Origin of the sequence: Proteiniborus ethanoligenes, assembly GCF_900107485.1 — a bacterium.
Classification (GTDB): domain Bacteria; phylum Bacillota; class Clostridia; order Tissierellales; family Proteiniboraceae; genus Proteiniborus; species Proteiniborus ethanoligenes.
The window spans coordinates 42,238-58,979 of sequence record NZ_FNQE01000014.1; the positions used below are offsets into that span (position 1 = coordinate 42,238).

17 protein-coding genes are annotated in these 16,742 nt (G+C 30.2%); 4 read left to right on the top strand and 13 right to left on the bottom strand.

The genetic code is table 11. The annotated features are described in order from the left end of the window. The first annotated feature begins 2 nt into the window (after positions 1 to 2). Entirely contained in the window at positions 3 to 188 is a 186-nt protein-coding gene (locus BLV37_RS07155; protein ID WP_091729296.1) for a hypothetical protein, read from the top strand. Between the two features lie 174 nt (positions 189 to 362). On the opposite strand, the gene BLV37_RS07160 is transcribed toward BLV37_RS07155, so the two are convergent. From BLV37_RS07160 to BLV37_RS07180, 5 genes are all read right to left on the bottom strand, one after another. Further along, positions 363 to 821, bottom strand: coding sequence for a hypothetical protein (locus tag BLV37_RS07160; RefSeq protein ID WP_091729298.1), 459 nt, complete (start codon positions 819 to 821; stop codon positions 363 to 365). A 163-nt stretch (positions 822 to 984) separates the two neighbouring features. Then, positions 985 to 1,425 (bottom strand): hypothetical protein, encoded by a 441-nt coding sequence (locus tag BLV37_RS07165; protein ID WP_091729301.1) that lies wholly within the window; start codon positions 1,423 to 1,425, stop codon positions 985 to 987. A gap of 152 nt (positions 1,426 to 1,577) precedes the next feature. Continuing rightward, entirely contained in the window at positions 1,578 to 2,006 is a 429-nt protein-coding gene (locus BLV37_RS07170) for a GIY-YIG nuclease family protein (RefSeq protein ID WP_091729303.1), read from the bottom strand. A gap of 389 nt (positions 2,007 to 2,395) precedes the next feature. Then, positions 2,396 to 4,165, bottom strand: a complete 1,770-nt coding sequence (locus BLV37_RS07175; protein WP_176967911.1) for a UvrD-helicase domain-containing protein — start codon at positions 4,163 to 4,165, stop codon at positions 2,396 to 2,398. A gap of 1 nt (position 4,166) precedes the next feature. After that, positions 4,167 to 6,059: an ATP-dependent nuclease gene (locus BLV37_RS07180; protein ID WP_176967912.1), complete on the bottom strand. Its 1,893-nt coding sequence runs from the start codon at positions 6,057 to 6,059 to the stop codon at positions 4,167 to 4,169. Between the two features lie 313 nt (positions 6,060 to 6,372). Between BLV37_RS07180 and BLV37_RS07185 the strand changes: the two genes are divergently transcribed. Both BLV37_RS07185 and BLV37_RS07190 read left to right on the top strand, forming a co-directional pair. Then, a complete protein-coding gene (locus tag BLV37_RS07185; RefSeq protein WP_244270497.1) occupies positions 6,373 to 7,281 on the top strand; it encodes a tyrosine-type recombinase/integrase in 909 nt (302 codons plus the stop codon). Positions 7,282 to 7,687: 406 nt separating this feature from the next. Further along, a complete protein-coding gene (locus BLV37_RS07190; protein WP_091729312.1) occupies positions 7,688 to 9,664 on the top strand; it encodes a hypothetical protein in 1,977 nt (658 codons plus the stop codon). 390 nt (positions 9,665 to 10,054) lie between these two features. Here the strand turns inward: BLV37_RS07190 and BLV37_RS07195 are convergent, their stop codons facing one another. The 4 genes from BLV37_RS07195 to BLV37_RS07210 form a co-directional block, all read right to left on the bottom strand. After that, positions 10,055 to 10,255 (bottom strand): hypothetical protein, encoded by a 201-nt coding sequence (locus BLV37_RS07195; protein WP_091729314.1) that lies wholly within the window; start codon positions 10,253 to 10,255, stop codon positions 10,055 to 10,057. A gap of 488 nt (positions 10,256 to 10,743) precedes the next feature. Further along, positions 10,744 to 11,310: a PIN domain-containing protein gene (locus BLV37_RS07200; RefSeq protein ID WP_091729318.1), complete on the bottom strand. Its 567-nt coding sequence runs from the start codon at positions 11,308 to 11,310 to the stop codon at positions 10,744 to 10,746. Between the two features lies 1 nt (position 11,311). Continuing rightward, a complete protein-coding gene (locus BLV37_RS07205; RefSeq protein WP_091729321.1) occupies positions 11,312 to 12,103 on the bottom strand; it encodes an ImmA/IrrE family metallo-endopeptidase in 792 nt (263 codons plus the stop codon). Positions 12,104 to 12,105: 2 nt separating this feature from the next. Continuing rightward, entirely contained in the window at positions 12,106 to 12,489 is a 384-nt protein-coding gene (locus tag BLV37_RS07210) for a helix-turn-helix domain-containing protein (protein WP_091729324.1), read from the bottom strand. Between the two features lie 208 nt (positions 12,490 to 12,697). Here BLV37_RS07210 and BLV37_RS07215 point away from each other — a divergent pair, with 208 nt between their 5' ends. After that, positions 12,698 to 12,994, top strand: coding sequence for a hypothetical protein (locus BLV37_RS07215; RefSeq protein WP_091729326.1), 297 nt, complete (start codon positions 12,698 to 12,700; stop codon positions 12,992 to 12,994). Positions 12,995 to 13,058: 64 nt separating this feature from the next. On the opposite strand, the gene BLV37_RS07220 is transcribed toward BLV37_RS07215, so the two are convergent. The 4 genes from BLV37_RS07220 to BLV37_RS07235 all read right to left on the bottom strand — a co-directional run bounded on the left by BLV37_RS07220 (position 13,059) and on the right by BLV37_RS07235 (position 16,722). Continuing rightward, positions 13,059 to 13,325: a hypothetical protein gene (locus tag BLV37_RS07220; RefSeq protein WP_091729329.1), complete on the bottom strand. Its 267-nt coding sequence runs from the start codon at positions 13,323 to 13,325 to the stop codon at positions 13,059 to 13,061. Positions 13,326 to 13,467: 142 nt separating this feature from the next. Continuing rightward, positions 13,468 to 14,196 (bottom strand): DUF1444 family protein, encoded by a 729-nt coding sequence (locus tag BLV37_RS07225; RefSeq protein WP_176967913.1) that lies wholly within the window; start codon positions 14,194 to 14,196, stop codon positions 13,468 to 13,470. A 131-nt stretch (positions 14,197 to 14,327) separates the two neighbouring features. Continuing rightward, positions 14,328 to 14,843, bottom strand: a complete 516-nt coding sequence (locus BLV37_RS07230) for a hypothetical protein (protein ID WP_091729332.1) — start codon at positions 14,841 to 14,843, stop codon at positions 14,328 to 14,330. Positions 14,844 to 15,195: 352 nt separating this feature from the next. Next, positions 15,196 to 16,722 carry a hypothetical protein gene (locus BLV37_RS07235; RefSeq protein WP_091729335.1) on the bottom strand — a complete coding sequence of 509 codons (1,527 nt, stop codon included), beginning with the start codon at positions 16,720 to 16,722 and terminating at the stop codon, positions 15,196 to 15,198. Positions 16,723 to 16,742 lie beyond the last annotated feature (20 nt).

Consider the following 16,742-nt stretch of genomic DNA (forward strand, 5'->3'; position numbering starts at 1 on the left):
TCATGAAAGGAAGTATTTTTAGAACTATAAGATTGCTTATACTAGCAAACATATTCTTAATACCTTTTGTTGTAACCATTCAAAACATTGTTATACGCTTTGTTATAGGCTTATTCATAGGTTTTTCATTTATTGCATTACTGTCATTCACAAGTAAAATACAAAACTTATATGAAAAAGATGATTAAAGTAATGAGAAAGGCATTAGCAGGACATAATCCCCTAATGCCTTTTCTTATATTTAGCGGAGGGTGTAGCCTTTAATATTGAAATTTATGGTATAATCCTAAACCCCTTATCCTTTAAACCCTTTGCCACTACCCCTACAGTTCCCGCTGTTTTATTAAAGCGAAGAGACAATTTTATATAAGAGGTCTTCCATTTCCTTTTAATTTTTCATTAAACTTATCCATTACTGTTTTATACTTCTCTAAATTCTTTTGTTGCTTTTTAATATCTATACTAGAATTGTACATATATATATGTGAGAATAAAAAACTTATATCATCACGCTCTAACATAGCATAGTCTTCGTATAATTCCATATTATCCTTTATTACTTTTTTAATTCTCTTGCATTCTCTTCTACAGTTTTGGCCATCCTCTACTAGCCCCCATTCATTCTCATTCATAAGTTTTTCTTCATTTCCTTTTAAAAAACTTATGAATTCATCAAGGAAATTTATCAAAACCTCTACTTCTGTTCCATCCAAATATATCTTTTCTTTTCTATCTTTAATACAAAAACCGTCAGAGGATTTTTGCTTATGCTCAATCTTTTTTAATCTAAAATTGTCTAGGCTCACTATATTATTTTCCATTTTTAACATACCTCACTTTTTTATTTATTTACTTTTAGCATAACACGAAATTTTTCTAGAATTGCCAAAAGCGTAGAATAACATTAAGATTATGTTACAATTGTATTAATTCTAACTTATAAAAAAATATTGGCGAACAAATCGCCAACATTCCAAACCCCTATCAACTCAAAGCAGTCCTATTTTCTTGATAGTTATTAATGTAATCTCTATATTCCTTTATATCCTTTTTATTCAGCATAGAATATATGCTTTCTATTTGCCATACAAGGTCCTCATATTTCTTATTGTGTATGCCCATTAATTGTAAATTTAAGTGTACACACTCCCTAAAAACTAAAAATTCTGCTATATTTAGTTCAAGTATAATTTCCTTCCTATTGTACGGTTCAGCCATTAAAATAAGTAATTTAGTCATTATCATCTCTGTATTGGCGATATTTTCATGGATTGCAAAGTCATCTATAACTCCCTCTTCATATCTTAAAATTTCTAGATGCCTATTTATCTGCCGTAGCAATGATAATAACAATTCCTTGGGAATCTTAATCTTAATATTTACCTCATTAAACTTAGAATAAATTTCTTCTGGTTTTAAATGCATAGTATAAGCCCTCCCTATATTATAAAATTCCTATTTCTTAAACTCTATATAATATAAAGAGGGCTGCATATTCTTATCAAGTTTCATTTCATCTTTTATTATTAATTTAAAAATAGTTATGTTTTTAATCACACAAATTAATCAACTTAATATCAACACCACTCTAACATATTGGTTGATATAATCTTGGGTATCAAACCGACTCTACCATTGTTTGTAATTTTAATATTTTCTCTACCTCTATAATATTTATAATTACTTGTGTTCTCAGACGGTTTACAGTATGTAATTAATAATGATTCTACATCATCTAATTTCTTTGAGGAGAACTTTTTACCTGGTTCAAATGATAGCACTCCAAATCTAATAAACAGTTGTCCCCGATAAACATGTAACCAATCTTTAGCATGTTCATTGATTCGGTAAACAAAGGGTCTTTCAGTTTTCCCAATATATTGAAGTGTCTCATTATTACCGAATACTCTATATATTGCATAAATTCCTGTTTTATTTACTATACTATATTTATCAATATTATGTAGTTTGTATGGCCCATGCCAAGTTATCGTGATTTCTTCCATTTTTTGCTCACCTCGCAATTTATCCCTGATTGTTCTTAACCAATCTATTTTATTCAAAACAATCGCTTAGTGCGGTTTCTAATTCAGATATGATGTTATGTTTAATATAAGTTGTTCATTTTTTAGTCCCTAATAGATAGGGTAATAATAAATGTAGGTGTCGAGACACATACTTTTCATTTTCATCTGTCTACACTGGTAATATATCAGAGATAAAATATCATTGTTTACAGTGAACTAATCTTTTATTCTTATCTCATCCCTGGCTTCTTTTATAGCAACATACAATAAGTTTTCCTCTCCACCAATATGTCCACAATTAATTTGGTTAGCGAGTACTCATTTGGTGAACACAAAACCTAAATAATAATAAATATTATATAACCAATTTAAACTACCCAGTCAAATACTACTAATTTCTCTTTCACTCTGCTAAGTGCTACATAAAGCAAATTTTCTTCTTTATTAATGGCTTCTCTATCTATTAAATAGACATAATCAAACTCTCTTCCTTTTGATTGATGTACATTAAGGACATATATCCCTTTTAATTCTCTAAATGCCTTAAGATATTGATATTGTAAAAATATATCCATGATTTTATCTTCTGAGTAACTACTGAACTTTAAAACTTTTTTTACTAAAGACATCAAATCATAATTTATTTGCAATTCACTACCATTTATTAACTTTATACTATTGCATAGACACTTATAATAGTTATTATCTACCATTGCTTCCTCAACATAACTTCTAATAGTTTTAAGTATATCTAAACGTACTCTCTTTAAACTATTGAATGACACATCATCTAATTTATTACGATTAATTGAACCTATATTGCTGTCATCAACAACGGCAAAAATATATTTAAATATCTCCCTACATAACTCATCTTCGTTTATCTTACTTTGTTGTTTCCGCATAAATTCAATTAAATCACATACAACATTATGTTCATCTTCATTATTATTGATAGTCTGAGAATTAATATTAAACTCTTCCTTTAAGGCTTTCTTTAATAAATTTACTTGTTCATTCCCTCTACATAAAATACCTATGGATTTGTTTTTCCTATCTTTATACTTTGGTAACTCATGAAATACTCTATATTTTAAAACCGCAAACATATGATTTTTTATTTCCTTGGAATAAATATTTTTTCCTCTCACTTTGACTTTTATATACTTAATGTTTTCAGAAGAATTAAAGTTTTTTATGTTATGGGTTCCTTCTCTGACCTCTTTAAGTGTATTTTCTATATCCTTACGGCTTTTAAATCTCATTACTTCGAGAAGTTCTTTTTGTTTAATTTCACCCATATAGTTATTCAATAAATTATTTAATCTTTCCGAAGATGCACCTCTCCATCCATAAATCATTTGTTTAGAATCAGCAAAAAATATGGCGTTATTATTCATGCCAATCAATTTTTTTATTATCTTATCTTGTAAATCGGAAGAATCTTGGTATTCATCCAATATAATAAGATTATATTTATTTTGGATAATATTTAGCAGTGCCTGCGATTTTTGCAATAATTTCCACATATAATAGGCTATATCTGAAAAACCTATATAACCTTCTCTATTCATTTCTTTTATTATATCCTTGATATCTTCCTTGTAGGGAATAAGTTTTTTAACAGTAGGTTTCACGTTTCCCTTATAAGTTAAAGGTCTAAAATCTCCTTCTAGCAAAGACTCAGCCCATTCGTATTGTTCCTTATCATCTCCATCGTACTCTGGTATGAATGAAAGTTTATTCTTAAATGCCTCTCTCCGTTGTTTTGTTGACATAATAATTAAATTTTCTTTTAATCCTAAATATTGACTATAAGCCCATACATATTTTTGAAAAAAAGAGTGAAAATTAGTTATTTCAATATATTTATCCCAATTGACATCACGAGAACCCAATATATCTAACTGCTTTTCAATTTGCGCTTTTGCGTTTTTAGAAAAGGTTAATATTAATACTTTTTTATTATACAGGGGATTAGTTTTAATATTAAAATATGTATAATTTATAGCAGTTGCAACTGCCGTAAATGTTTTGCCAGTTCCAGGAGGTGCTTCAACTAGCAATACTCTATTCCTTGAATTATTCTGAGTAAAATAATTAATAATATATTCTTGCTCTGGGTTTGGTTTAATCATTTTATTCACCTCGCACATTCAGAATACAAGTATATCCTTCTCTAACGCTTGCACACTTTTTGCAAATATCATCATGTACGAGTGAAGGATTAACTACTTTATGAACTATACATTTTTTAGATTGTTTACAAACACGATTACTATCTACATATACGCCTATCAGTTTAAACATATTTTTAAATGCTACAGGCAGAAAATCTTTAATTTTTCTATCTTGTGCTTCACATACTAAATATGAAGCAACATATTTAGCATTAGATACACCTGCAAGATTAATATGTAAAAACTCTCTTTGAAATTCTTTAATCTCATTATCGTCTAAAAAACTAATCATTTGTCCCAAACTCTTAGATTTCTTTATCGCTTCTATATTATTATATTTACCTTTAAGAACATCACTTTTTGATGAATCTGACGTGAATGGTTTCAAATAATTATCTTTATAATCTTTGAATTTATAAATTCCTTCAAAAAGTTCCTCCCAGCAATCCTGAAAAACTTGCATACTTATTATTGAGGTTTCATAGTCTTTTGGTAAAATTAGAATTAAACATTGAACCTTATTTTCTACAAAATCATTTAGTAAACGTTCAATATCATCATCGTTATCAATTAGACATATGCAAGGAATATTGCACTCACTAAAGAATTTTGCATATTTATAAACTTCATTCTTCCCTCCTCCTCTGATTAAATCCACTCCATTATATTCTAAACCTTTACTATATTCTTTTGAAAATATCGGAAGTCCTAATAATTCTGAATCACCTTCCACTAATAAAACACCTTTGGAAAATAAACCTGATATTAACTCTCTTTTAGCAAACCTCTCAATTTTCCTCTCAAATGCATTATCAACACATTGTGATGAAGGAAGACAACTAATTTTCCCATCTCTCATTAAAAAAATATCCTCAAACTCATGCATTTTTGCTACTTCAATTGAATGAGTCGTTAAGAAGATTTGACCTTTTATAGTATCAGTAACATTTTGGATTATTTTCCGTTGCATAAAAGGTTCAAGGTTTTGCTCTGGCTCTTCTAAAAATAATATTCCTGTTTCTTTTAACAATTCTCCTAGAGCAATTAACAACATTAAATTTTTAATGCCTCTAGACTGATATTTAATTGGTATGTATTTTGTTGCATTCTTATTTTTAAAAACAAGGCTAAATGCTTGTAAAGTTTTTCTTTCAGTTAATTCAGTGGCTTCTAGACTTATAGCCGCTTCTTCATCTGATATCAAATTAAAATCAGCAAAATCCTTACCCAAATTATCCAATGCCGTCTTAAAATCTGGGTCTTGCATTAAGCAAGGAGCAGTAGTATCATTAAATTCTTCAATTGCGTTTTGTATTAACACATTCAAATTATCATGATACATAAACCTTGATAATACTGAATTTCTAACGAAAGAAAGTTCTTTAAGCGGGTCTCTATCTGACTCTATGTATTTAAAATTAATCAAACCTTTATGTGCTTGTCTTAACGGATGTTCTCTCCCATTTGAAAAAATACTATGTATTGCTTTCTTATCAGGTCCAGCCTTAAACCTTGTAATTAAAACTAGTTCTTGTCCATTTTCACTAAAGTTATCGTTTTCATCAACATGTTGAAAATATAATTCTCCATCATCTTCAATGAATTCTTCCAAATCCTTGAACCATACTTCAATTAAAATAGAATTAGATGTGTCCCTATCATAATATTCTATTTCTGATAATGCTTTATTGTACCATTGAATATATGGATTGAGTAAATAGTCTAATGCCGTTGCCAATGTTGATTTTCCGCACCCATTAGGACCTATTAGCACATTAACATTTTTATTTGGTTTCCATTCTAGCCTTTTAATATTCCTAAAATTTTCAATTATTATTTTATATATATACACCTCTATCCCTCCAATGAATATTTAATTAATGAGTCCGCTAAACCAGTTACGCAAATCAGGAAACTGTTTCATATTACCCTAACCCCACAAAATATATTTATAACTTATATAAATTATAGGACAAACTTCATAATTTTTCCACAAAACTTGTCAACAAAATATAAGTTCTTTTTCCAGTTCTCTTTAAATCTAAATAAAAACACCCATATAATCGTCCATTATCCCATAAAAAATTGGAAACAAAACTTTAACACTCTCTTGAAACCCTTATCCAATATATTTTATAGTATTAAAAACTATAGGAAGGATGTTGATGATGGAATATAATAAGGGATTAACTGAAAGCAATTTTTATATTGATGAATTTGCCACTTATTTGATGAGCATAGACAAGTCTGATTCCACAATAAAAACTTATATCGAGCATGTGCAGGCATTTGCGAAATGGTTTAAAGAAACCAATGACATAAATTTTGACCCTATTGTAGTAACTGAAATTGATATCAGAGATATGCGTTCATATCTACAGGGAACAAGGCATTTGAAAGAAACAACCATTAATTTAAGATTGGCCAGTCTGAAAAGTTACTTTGAATTTCTTGAAGGAGAAAAATATATAAAAAATAATCCTGCCAAAGCAATTAAAAAAATAAAGATTCAATCACCTGCTACACCCAAGTCTTTGGATGAACAGACCTACCGTGCCTTACGCCGTCATATATACCGTGGGGGTAACAAGGCTCATATTGCCATGTTTGAGATTTTTACAAGATGCGGGGTTAGAAATTTTGAACTCATAAATATCCGTATTACTGACATTGATATAACTGAACGAAAAGGAAACTTAAAAGTAATAGGAAAGCAAAATAAAGTGCGTCATATCCCCTTGCATAGGGATGTTCGGGATGCAATTAACAACTGGATGGCAATAAGAAAAAACGTTAAAACAGAATGTGATAATCTGTTCATATCCGAACGCAAGACCCCTTACACTAGGTCAGGAATCTGGAAGATTTTCAAAAAATACTGTGCACAAATAGGGATTACTGATGTAACTATTCATTCTTTTAGGCACTATTTTTGCAGAACACTTCTCAAAAATGGGGTTGATATTTCTATAGTTGCTCAACTTGCAGGTCATGCTTCTGGTTATGTTACGGCACAAGTATATACTATTCCAAGGCAAGAAGAATTGGAGGCAGCAATAAAAACATTAGTTTAGGATTTAAAAAGCAGGCATCATTTGCCTGTTTTTTAAATCTATAATACTTCTTATTTTCTATTATCATATAGATTGTTACTATTGCAAAAGGTATTACTGCTAGCCATCTATACCTGCTATTAAGCAGTCCTTTTCTACTTGCTTCATAATTTCTAAAAGGAGAAACAATAAGAACCTAACTATGCGTATAGGTTCTTATTATTTCTCCTTTTTATAAAAAAGTCTATGTAAAAATTTGATTTCAATAGCACAACAAATATAATGCTAAAAAATAAACAATGGAGTCGCTAATCAAGACGGGAAACACCTTATTAAAAACGGAGAGTTATAAAAATACTACGGAAAATGCCTCAATGTAAACGGAAAACATAATATCTAGTGACTCCTCTGAAACGGAGGAGTTTTGATGAATTCAAGAATTAACTATGAAAATCGTAAAGCATTAGGCATAACAGATTTTGAATTTTTATCCCTATTTAAAAAGGAGAATGAAAAAATATACTTTAGGCTCATTCAGGAGGAAAAGCATATAGCAAAGAACTTTGACTGTCTTCTTACTTTAGATGAGGAGTTAGAATACCCTCTTATGCAAAAAATAATTCAAAAATATCAGAGACAAGGCTATGGAGTCTATTTTGTAGTAAACAGTGGTGGACAAAAAACAGATTCTATTAAAAGGGTAAATGCACACTTTATTGATATGGACTTTGGAAAGGTTCCAAAAATTATTAACGGAGAACTCTTTAAAGATTCTGAAGGAAAGATTGTATATGAATATAGGAACAAAGAAGAAATAGAGAAATATAAGATTGCTTTTCTGAAGAAATTAGAAAATTTTAAACTAATTCCAAATGCTATTGTAGAAACTAAAAACGGCTTTCATGTATATTGGCTGCTTGACCCTGATAAGCCAGAAAGTTTAGATGTTTTTACTCCACTCCAGGAAAAACTTATTGACTATTTCTCCGCCTTTGAAGAAAGAAAAGAGCATGCTGATAGCAGTGTAAAGGATATAAATAGAGTTTTAAGGCTAATAAATTATAAACATTTAAAGAATCCAAAAGACCCATTTACTATAAAATGTATATACCTAAATACAGAAATAAAATATACTCAACACGATATTGCAAGTGCCATAGGTTGTAATATCATTGAGTTGATTAATGATGCTAAAAGTCTTGAACTAAAACCCGCTGCTACGAGGGCTAAGACCAGCAACTTGCAAAAAGGAAACCATAAAGTTCATTCTACTCCAGTCTTACAGTATGAGGACTTGATTCCATTTTTAAAACAGCAGGACTTAATAAGTTATCTAGGTATTGATGCAAAATCTAATGCGAACTTTAAATGCATATTCCATAACGACAACAACCCCAGTGCTGTCATAAAAAATGGCGGTGGATATTACAAGTATTTTTGTAATTCTCCTACTTGTATTTGCCATAATGCTGGGAAAGGCATGGATATTATTGATATAGTTAAAATTAGAGAAAACTGCGACACTTCAACTGCTATAAGAGAGTTAATTGAATATTTTCATATTAAATTGAAGGATTCAACTTGGATAAATAAACAGAATAAAAGATTTGAAAATAACATTATGCTTTTAAGTCAACTTTATGAAAGAAAAAACGAATTTCCAAACCTAAACCGTATCATTAGGTTTGGTTACCCTCTACTATTAGATATTCTTGAAATTGGTAAAAAAAATATTGTTAACCGTTTCTTTAATGCAAATGGAGAAAGCATATTTTTCTTTTCTAATCGATATCTTGCAGCAAAAAGGAATAAAAGCGTCGTGAATACAAATAAATACATTAACTTATTTTGCACCTTAGGATTACTCAACAAAATCCCATATAGCCATGTAAATAAAAACTTAAGAGCAACTGCTATTCAAATTTCCAAAGATAATAGTCAAAACGGAATTTCTTTCTATACTATTTCTGACTATAATGAGGCTTTTAAAACAGCAGATGAAAGAGCATCCATCATGCTTAAATATAAATTTAGCATCATGGGTATGAGCAAAAAATATTTGGAAAACTGTTTTGGAGAAGAGTTTGCAAATAAAATCTATCATGTAAATGTGAAAGATACCGAGAAAAGCAAAAGCATAAGAGATGCCATAGAAGTATTCATACTGCAACAAATCAAAACCTATGGTTACTTCACCAAAGATATGGTTATGGATTATAAACTAAAAGTGGACAACCATTATATAAGGCGTGGAGCAAAAGAATATGAATTTAGGAAGGTTTTACCTGATGTCATTCAAAAATACGACCTGATATATGTGAAGGCTAATAAAAACATTAATCAAAAACTAGGTATAGACACTAAGAAATATCTACTTATTCAAAATAGCCTATTAGACAAATAATTGCTAAGAAGAGAAACAATAAGAACCTAACTATGGGGTTGGTTCTTATTGTTTCTCTTTTTGATAAATTCATCATACATGATTCCATAGCCTTAACGGCAGTTATTTCACCCGATTCCCATCGCTTATATGTTTTTTCAAAATTATCATCCATCTGTACACTATTAAAATATATTGCAAAATATAAATTCAACCTTTTGAAATGCTATTTAAATACCTTATTACACAGTTTCAAAAAGTACACTTTTTGAAATATGAAAAATATGCTATTTCCTTCTACACATGAACCAAATAGAGGCAATGCCAGCAACGGTAACACAAAAAATCATGGCAATTGTTAAATACATCAATTCGCCAATCCCCCCTAATAAAATAGAGATAAGGTTTCCCCTATCCCTGCTGTTTTATCATTTTCCACTCTTTTCTATTTTCTATGACGATATAACCTGTTACTATTGCAAGAGGTATTACTGCTAGCCATCTATATTCGAAAAACATTTTTTGATATAAATAGAAAATCAAGAAAAACGTTGCAAATCCAATTGCTGTAGGTATTAATATATTAAAAATTATATTCAATTGTTTCTTCATCCTAAATCATCTCCTTACCTTTTTATAATAATTGTAGCGCGCATAGAAATATTTGTCAGGTCCCTTTTAATAAAATGTAATTTATTTGTAACAATCTTATTAATTTTTGTCTCTTCAGTTTACTTTGAATCCCTATATACATGAGCCTTTGGCCTTTTTAACTAATATACATATATAATAGGGATTTAGAAAATAAAGGATTATAGGGTAGTAAGAGAAATATGGTTTAATGGAATACTTTTGGTCTTAAATGATATAACCCCTAACCTTGATTTCGTCGTCTAAATTTTCTTTCAAAAAAATAAAAAGCACATTCTCCTTTAATAATGCCAGAATAAACCCGCCCGTATAAAGAGAATATGCTCTCCGTCTGTGTCACTAATGCTATTGTAGCGAATATACAGAAGAAAACTATTATATTGTAACAATTACCATTTTCATCCGACCTAATTCCTTTAACCCATATCCCTTATTACATATACCTTCCCCTATATGCCCAAATATTTTTTCCAACCATTTCTCTCAAATCTTATAAAGGCCTTTCCATATTGGTCTTCAAAGGTATCCCCAGTCGGACGAGTTAAATTATCATTAATTTGATTAAAAATATCTTCTGCCTCACTTTTTGTAATCTCGCCAAAATACACACATAAAGCCAAAATATTATTGTGTGTCAGGGTAATGAACTCATCTAGCCACTTAAATTCAGTATAATTATCTGATATTATTATTGGAATTCTCAACGCCTGAGCATATCCTGCACATTCACTTTCTCCTGGACCGATTACCTTTTTCTTATCTTCAATAATACCTCTTGCAAGTATATTTACAGATATATCTTTCTTCCTATCTACTACCTTAAATATGCTCCCATCTTTATGAATGGCTTGATTAATTACACCATAACACTTGCCTGCATTTTTCTTTATTTCAATATCATACACAAATTGTGGAATGATGATTTCCTCAAATAAAAGTTCTAAAACATCCAATCTGTTAACTCTGGCTAAATTAATTAAAATATCTGCATCAGAAATGGCTCCTACGTACCTCATTCTAATAATCCTCTTCTAGGGGATACTCATATCCGAATTGCCCTGGAGTCAGTCCGATAAATTCAAGACTATTTTTCATGTTCTTATATGAAATATTCCCTCTTTCGTAATTACTCTTTACAAATTCTATATATTCTGTAGGTACATACGTTTCTTTTGATGGAATTATCAGTTCAATGCTATAGCCTTCCCGCTTGGTTAGAGATTGGAGTTGCTCCATGTTTTCCAGTGAGCAGATATCTACAAGTTCCTCATATTTGTTAATAGAGCATAAATCAAGTTGGATAAGTCTTTTTAACATAGCCTTATAACTTACTTTAAAATAATTGTGCATTCTAACGATATGCCTTGGTAAAATACTGCATTTATCTACATTAACAATTTTATAAAATACTTCTTTTACATAGTCTTCAGGCATTAAAAATTCAGAAGCAAATACATTTGCTTTCATATCTTCTGCTTTATGCTTTTCATCATCTAAAAGAATCTTTTCTTTTTTCAGGATATCGGCATTATAAATAAGATGATATAATTCATGGGCACCAGTATAACGTTCATGTCCCAAAGTAAAATTACTATTTAAATAGACAATAAACTGTTCCTCAAAATAAGTGCTAAACCCTGATAATTCATCTGTATCCAAGGGCTTTCTTATCAAAAATGCAGCCTCCGATAGAATGTCAAATATATCGGAAAGCCCTTTTCTAGCAAACTTTATTCTCGTTTCTTCTGCTAAGTCTTTAATTTGCAGTCTGAAGGATTCTTCTGGGAGATTCAAATTATTCTTTGGCAATCTTAACACTCCTCCCATAGTGGCTTTCTCTCTTGTGGTTTAAACTCCCCAGCATATATTTTCTTTTGATAAATAAACACCTTTACCATATCCTGAAGTTTTTCTACTTCTTTAATCGTTTTCTCTGAAAAGTTTTTCTTCCTGAATAATGTAACCAAATCATCATCATCTTCAAAAAGGATGTTTATATCTATATTCAGAACTTTGCATAGAGCATTTAACTCCACAGCCGATACAGTCCTGTTGCCGTTTTCTATTTTGCTTAATGTTTCTCTGCTCATATTAACATCTTGTTTAGCAAGTCTCTCTACCACTTCTACTTGGCTTAATCCCCTTGCTTCTCTAACCGCCTTTATTTTTAATCCAATAGGAATATCCTTTGCCATCTTTAAATCCTCCTTTGTAATATTATATTACATTAGTATTTGTTTAGTGTCAATATCTTATCCATTTATGTAATATTTTATTACTATAATATTGAGTTATACGCCATGAATTATTTTATTAATTTTAAAACTTTTACCTCAAATAATTTGATTTCTCGTGTACCTATGGCTATAATGCTTCAAATTTCCGTAAAGGGGTGGCGTAATAATGATAAATCTAGAAGTTTTGAGATTGGAACTAAATTACCTACAACAGATTGTGAATAGGATATTAGGAAATATGGATGCGAGGAAATTAGGTAAAGCAATCACAGCATTAGTCACTTGTTTTCTTAACCCTGCTTCCTATGATTCCTTTTCCCTGTCCCATCTCCAAACAATTGAACAATATCTAAATCAGATTCAGCAAACCCTAGATTTAGATGATTATCAACTCCTGATAAATAATATTCCTACCATTAGAACCTTTATTGAAAAAATAAAAACTGAAATCCCAAAATACTAAAAACATGAGGCTTTGCAGGATATCTAACCTTATCCCCAAAGCCTTTTCTTTTGTCCTAATTTTCCTATTTCCCTTGTCCCTTTTTTATAAATTCGTATAAATCCGTATTATCCATCTTTTCAAAAGCGATAGCCTTTTCAATATTAGTTAAAACTACCTGTTTGCTCTTGATTTCACCAATCAAAGTATACCGAAAGTCATCATTGTATGCAATAATAAAATCCTCTATTCCTTTATCTATTTCCATAGACTGTAACTGTTTCAGGATGCTATCTCTATTTAATTCATATTTATCAACCAATTCGGCACATTCAATTATTACCTTATTCATATTACCATATCTCCTCTTCCACATATTACATATCTTATTATATTATATGAAATTACTATCTCTAAATCAAATTAGAATAAATCTTTGTGATTTCCTCTATAACTATACTTAACCCTTATTCCTTCTACTTCTTAATATACTGTTAAACAAATGCAATATCAAATTTCCCATCTTTATATTGATATACTTTATCTGAGACCTTATTCGGGTCTTTATCTACCATAATTAGTGATTCCATAATTTTTATATATTCAGGTTGATATTTAGCCACAACTAACGCAGTTGAAGAAGGAATTGCAAAGAGATAATCCTTCCCTACTTTCCTTTTTATCTGTTTTTGTAATGAATCACTAAGTAAAAATGATGCATTATAATCAGTAGAATATCGCAAGCAAAATATATTGAGCGTATCATCCAGTCGTACCAGTATGTTAGAAAGTTTATTTAGGTTCTCCCATGCTCTCTTTTTTATTTTATCAAAATCCACATCATCACTTTCCAGCACAAATCTAAACACTTCCCCTTCGTCTGATACATATAGTGTATCTATATCGGTAAAGGCTTGCTCCCTACAAAACCTTAAATCCTTTTCGCCTTTCCCGAAATCCCTACTTTTAAGCAAAGGAAATACATTATTATAATCAACCTTAAATTTATATTGATTCAATACCTCGTATGCAATATCTATATATAACTTCTTTACACTTTCATAATCCGCAACCTGATATTCTTTGTACATGCTTGCAATCGGTAATTCTGCATGGGTTACCCCTGTACCCAAGCGAATATATTTTTCTTTTACTTCCACCTCGGGAAATTCCATCTTAAAATCTCTTGTAATTTTTTCTGTAAACTCCTCAATTCTAAGCACATTATCCCTCCTTAAATCATATTCCCTTAATCCTTAATCTTGATAAACCAAAAGGCATACCTTCCTTTACGTTTAATTCCAGTTATGAAACTGGCCGTAAAGGAGATATGCCTCCATTAGTGTTTTTTCTTCTATAAAATAACTATTCTACGATATATTATTTCTTCTACTTGATTTGAAATATCGTGCTTTTCTAAATAATCTTCCACGTCTTGAACTATCCAAATGCTCTCAGAAGCCTCTTTTAATATGCTTCTGTCCATTGATGGTATGTAGGTGAATATATCTTCTACAGTGCCATCCATAAAAATTTGTGTGCAACATGTAGTTTGGGGTCCTAAGTACATTCCACGCCTAAAGTATCCTTCTGTGTAAGGAACATTTCCTTTGTTATATAATTGTCCTTTACCATGAGCATGAAGTCCCCATATTCCCCCTATATATTTAACATCCCCATTTTTATAGGGTATCGCTACAGTTGGAACCACTCCTCCATAAAACTCTTTGTTAAACTTTCTGCATGCTAGAAAAAATTCTAACTGCTCATCTGTTACTTTAATACTAAGACCATTCCTACGTTTTGCACAGTCGCCTGATAATACTTTGTTAATCCCTAGCACCTTATCACCTATTTTTTCTTTCATCATCTAAATCTCTCCTTTTAAAAATACTATGTTTTCAATTAATATGGAGTCAATACCCTCCATATGTACTTTCTGTTAAAGGAAAGTTGATTACATAAATAGGTCAAGGTCGCTATGGATATAAGTTTGCTCTAACTTGTCGAGACCGTGAAAGATTTAGTTATCAAGGTTCTTAGTTTCTTTTGTATATACAGTAACAAGAAAATATTACCATAGTATTCTATGGTATGCAAGTCTCTAGGGGGTATTTGTTGTTAACTTGTAATATTTTGAAATAATGGATTATACATTTGCAAATGCAACGCTACCCCTTTTACCCTTAGAACCTATGATTCCCTCATAATCCCGTATTATGTCATTTTCCTTGCATTGTTTTCTCTATTTCTTCAACTAACTCACTTTCAACAAGTTCTAAATTTGTCTTACCAATATAACCAAATTTAATATTTTTATTTCTTATATGGTTTATAAATCTATAGTAAGTTCCATGATTCATATAGCCAGTAAAGAAGAAAATAAAATCAATATTTTTTAAAGTATTAATATCAAAGTTCTCATTGAACCCATCTATTGTTAAAATCTGAGGATATTGCTCTTTAATTTTCCTTCTCCATTCAGTAGCACCTCCAACAATTAGAATTCTATATTCTTCTAGGTATTCATTTAGCGTTTTTACCTGTTTTTGCGGAGTATATTCATTTTTAATAGAGAATAGCATTTCTCTCAATTTATTAATTTCATCATTGTAGACTGCTTTCTTCTCTGTTCTTAGTTCTTTTTCTAAATCTTTAATCTTCTTATTCAGTTGATTAATTAATTTTTCATATCGTTTCTTTACCTTATTAATTTCAGATATTTGGCTGTTTTTAGTTAAATTAATCTCTTGATTTAAAGACTCTATTTCCTCATTTAATCTCTGATTTTCCTTTTGTAATTTATCATTATTGTTTTCAAGCATCTCTAAATTTAGGTATAGGGTTTCTTTATTATTCTTAAAAAATGTTTCTTTTACGTCTTTATAGGCTTTTAGTAGGGATTGTATAATAATTCCGTTAATAAGGACGTTTGTTGTACGTTCTAAATTTTTATCAGAATAAAGTAGCAAATAAGCCGTAATTATTTTGTCAATATCCTCCTCATTTAGCACAATATCGCTTAGTAGTGCACTAATACTCATTCTTTCAAACTCAAATATAAGGGACATTATTGTCTGGTACTTTTTAATTTCTTCATCCTGTGCATTAAAAATATCTTCAAATCCCCTCCACCTGCCCTTATTTGCTTCAATCCTCGACTTAATACTGTCAATAGTTTCCCGTTTAGAATTTATTAACGGCTCGATGTCTTTAACAGTAAAAGATTCTGTCTGCATTATTTTCATTGTATCAATATAAGAATCTACAAACTCCTTCTGCATATTATCTTTTATTTTATGATTTAATTTCAATACAGCATAAAATATAATATTCTCATATGCCTTATACTCAGTAGGCGTTTTGACTGTATCGCGTAATTCTAGCAGCATCATAGCCACATCTATGAATTGGTTCCTGCTTAAACTGGAATATATTGTAGGATAATGTTTTGCTATTAAATTCATTACCTTAGAGCATACAGATGCATCTTCCTCCGCGGCTAAAATAATTCCCAATGCTTTTTTAGCATAAAATTCTCTTTCTATCCCTGCCATAGTAATAGCCACATGATGGTACGCATTGGATTCTTTTGCCTTCCTGTAGAAATTATATTTATCAGTTTCATAAATAGTTTCTATTTCTTTTTTCATCTCTTCTTTATATATAAATGCTGCTGAAACATGTGCCAAGATTCCATTATATGCTCTAGCATCTTTTTCAATATCTACTACTTCACTTATTAACATTTTAACCTCCCAAAATCTTT

Excerpts from the sequence above, each read along its gene's own strand:
- BLV37_RS07155 (WP_091729296.1), top strand. The coding sequence starts at position 3 with ATGAAAGGAAGTATTTTTAGAACTATAAGATTGCTTATACTAGCAAAC.
- BLV37_RS07160 (WP_091729298.1), bottom strand. The coding sequence starts at position 821 with ATGGAAAATAATATAGTGAGCCTAGACAATTTTAGATTAAAAAAGATT.
- BLV37_RS07165 (WP_091729301.1), bottom strand. The coding sequence starts at position 1,425 with ATGCATTTAAAACCAGAAGAAATTTATTCTAAGTTTAATGAGGTAAAT.
- BLV37_RS07170 (WP_091729303.1), bottom strand. The coding sequence starts at position 2,006 with ATGGAAGAAATCACGATAACTTGGCATGGGCCATACAAACTACATAAT.
- BLV37_RS07175 (WP_176967911.1), bottom strand. The coding sequence starts at position 4,165 with ATGATTAAACCAAACCCAGAGCAAGAATATATTATTAATTATTTTACT.
- BLV37_RS07185 (WP_244270497.1), top strand. The coding sequence starts at position 6,373 with ATGATGGAATATAATAAGGGATTAACTGAAAGCAATTTTTATATTGAT.
- BLV37_RS07190 (WP_091729312.1), top strand. The coding sequence starts at position 7,688 with ATGAATTCAAGAATTAACTATGAAAATCGTAAAGCATTAGGCATAACA.
- BLV37_RS07195 (WP_091729314.1), bottom strand. The coding sequence starts at position 10,255 with ATGAAGAAACAATTGAATATAATTTTTAATATATTAATACCTACAGCA.
- BLV37_RS07200 (WP_091729318.1), bottom strand. The coding sequence starts at position 11,310 with ATGAGGTACGTAGGAGCCATTTCTGATGCAGATATTTTAATTAATTTA.
- BLV37_RS07210 (WP_091729324.1), bottom strand. The coding sequence starts at position 12,489 with ATGGCAAAGGATATTCCTATTGGATTAAAAATAAAGGCGGTTAGAGAA.
- BLV37_RS07215 (WP_091729326.1), top strand. The coding sequence starts at position 12,698 with ATGATAAATCTAGAAGTTTTGAGATTGGAACTAAATTACCTACAACAG.
- BLV37_RS07220 (WP_091729329.1), bottom strand. The coding sequence starts at position 13,325 with ATGAATAAGGTAATAATTGAATGTGCCGAATTGGTTGATAAATATGAA.
- BLV37_RS07230 (WP_091729332.1), bottom strand. The coding sequence starts at position 14,843 with ATGATGAAAGAAAAAATAGGTGATAAGGTGCTAGGGATTAACAAAGTA.
- BLV37_RS07235 (WP_091729335.1), bottom strand. The coding sequence starts at position 16,722 with ATGTTAATAAGTGAAGTAGTAGATATTGAAAAAGATGCTAGAGCATAT.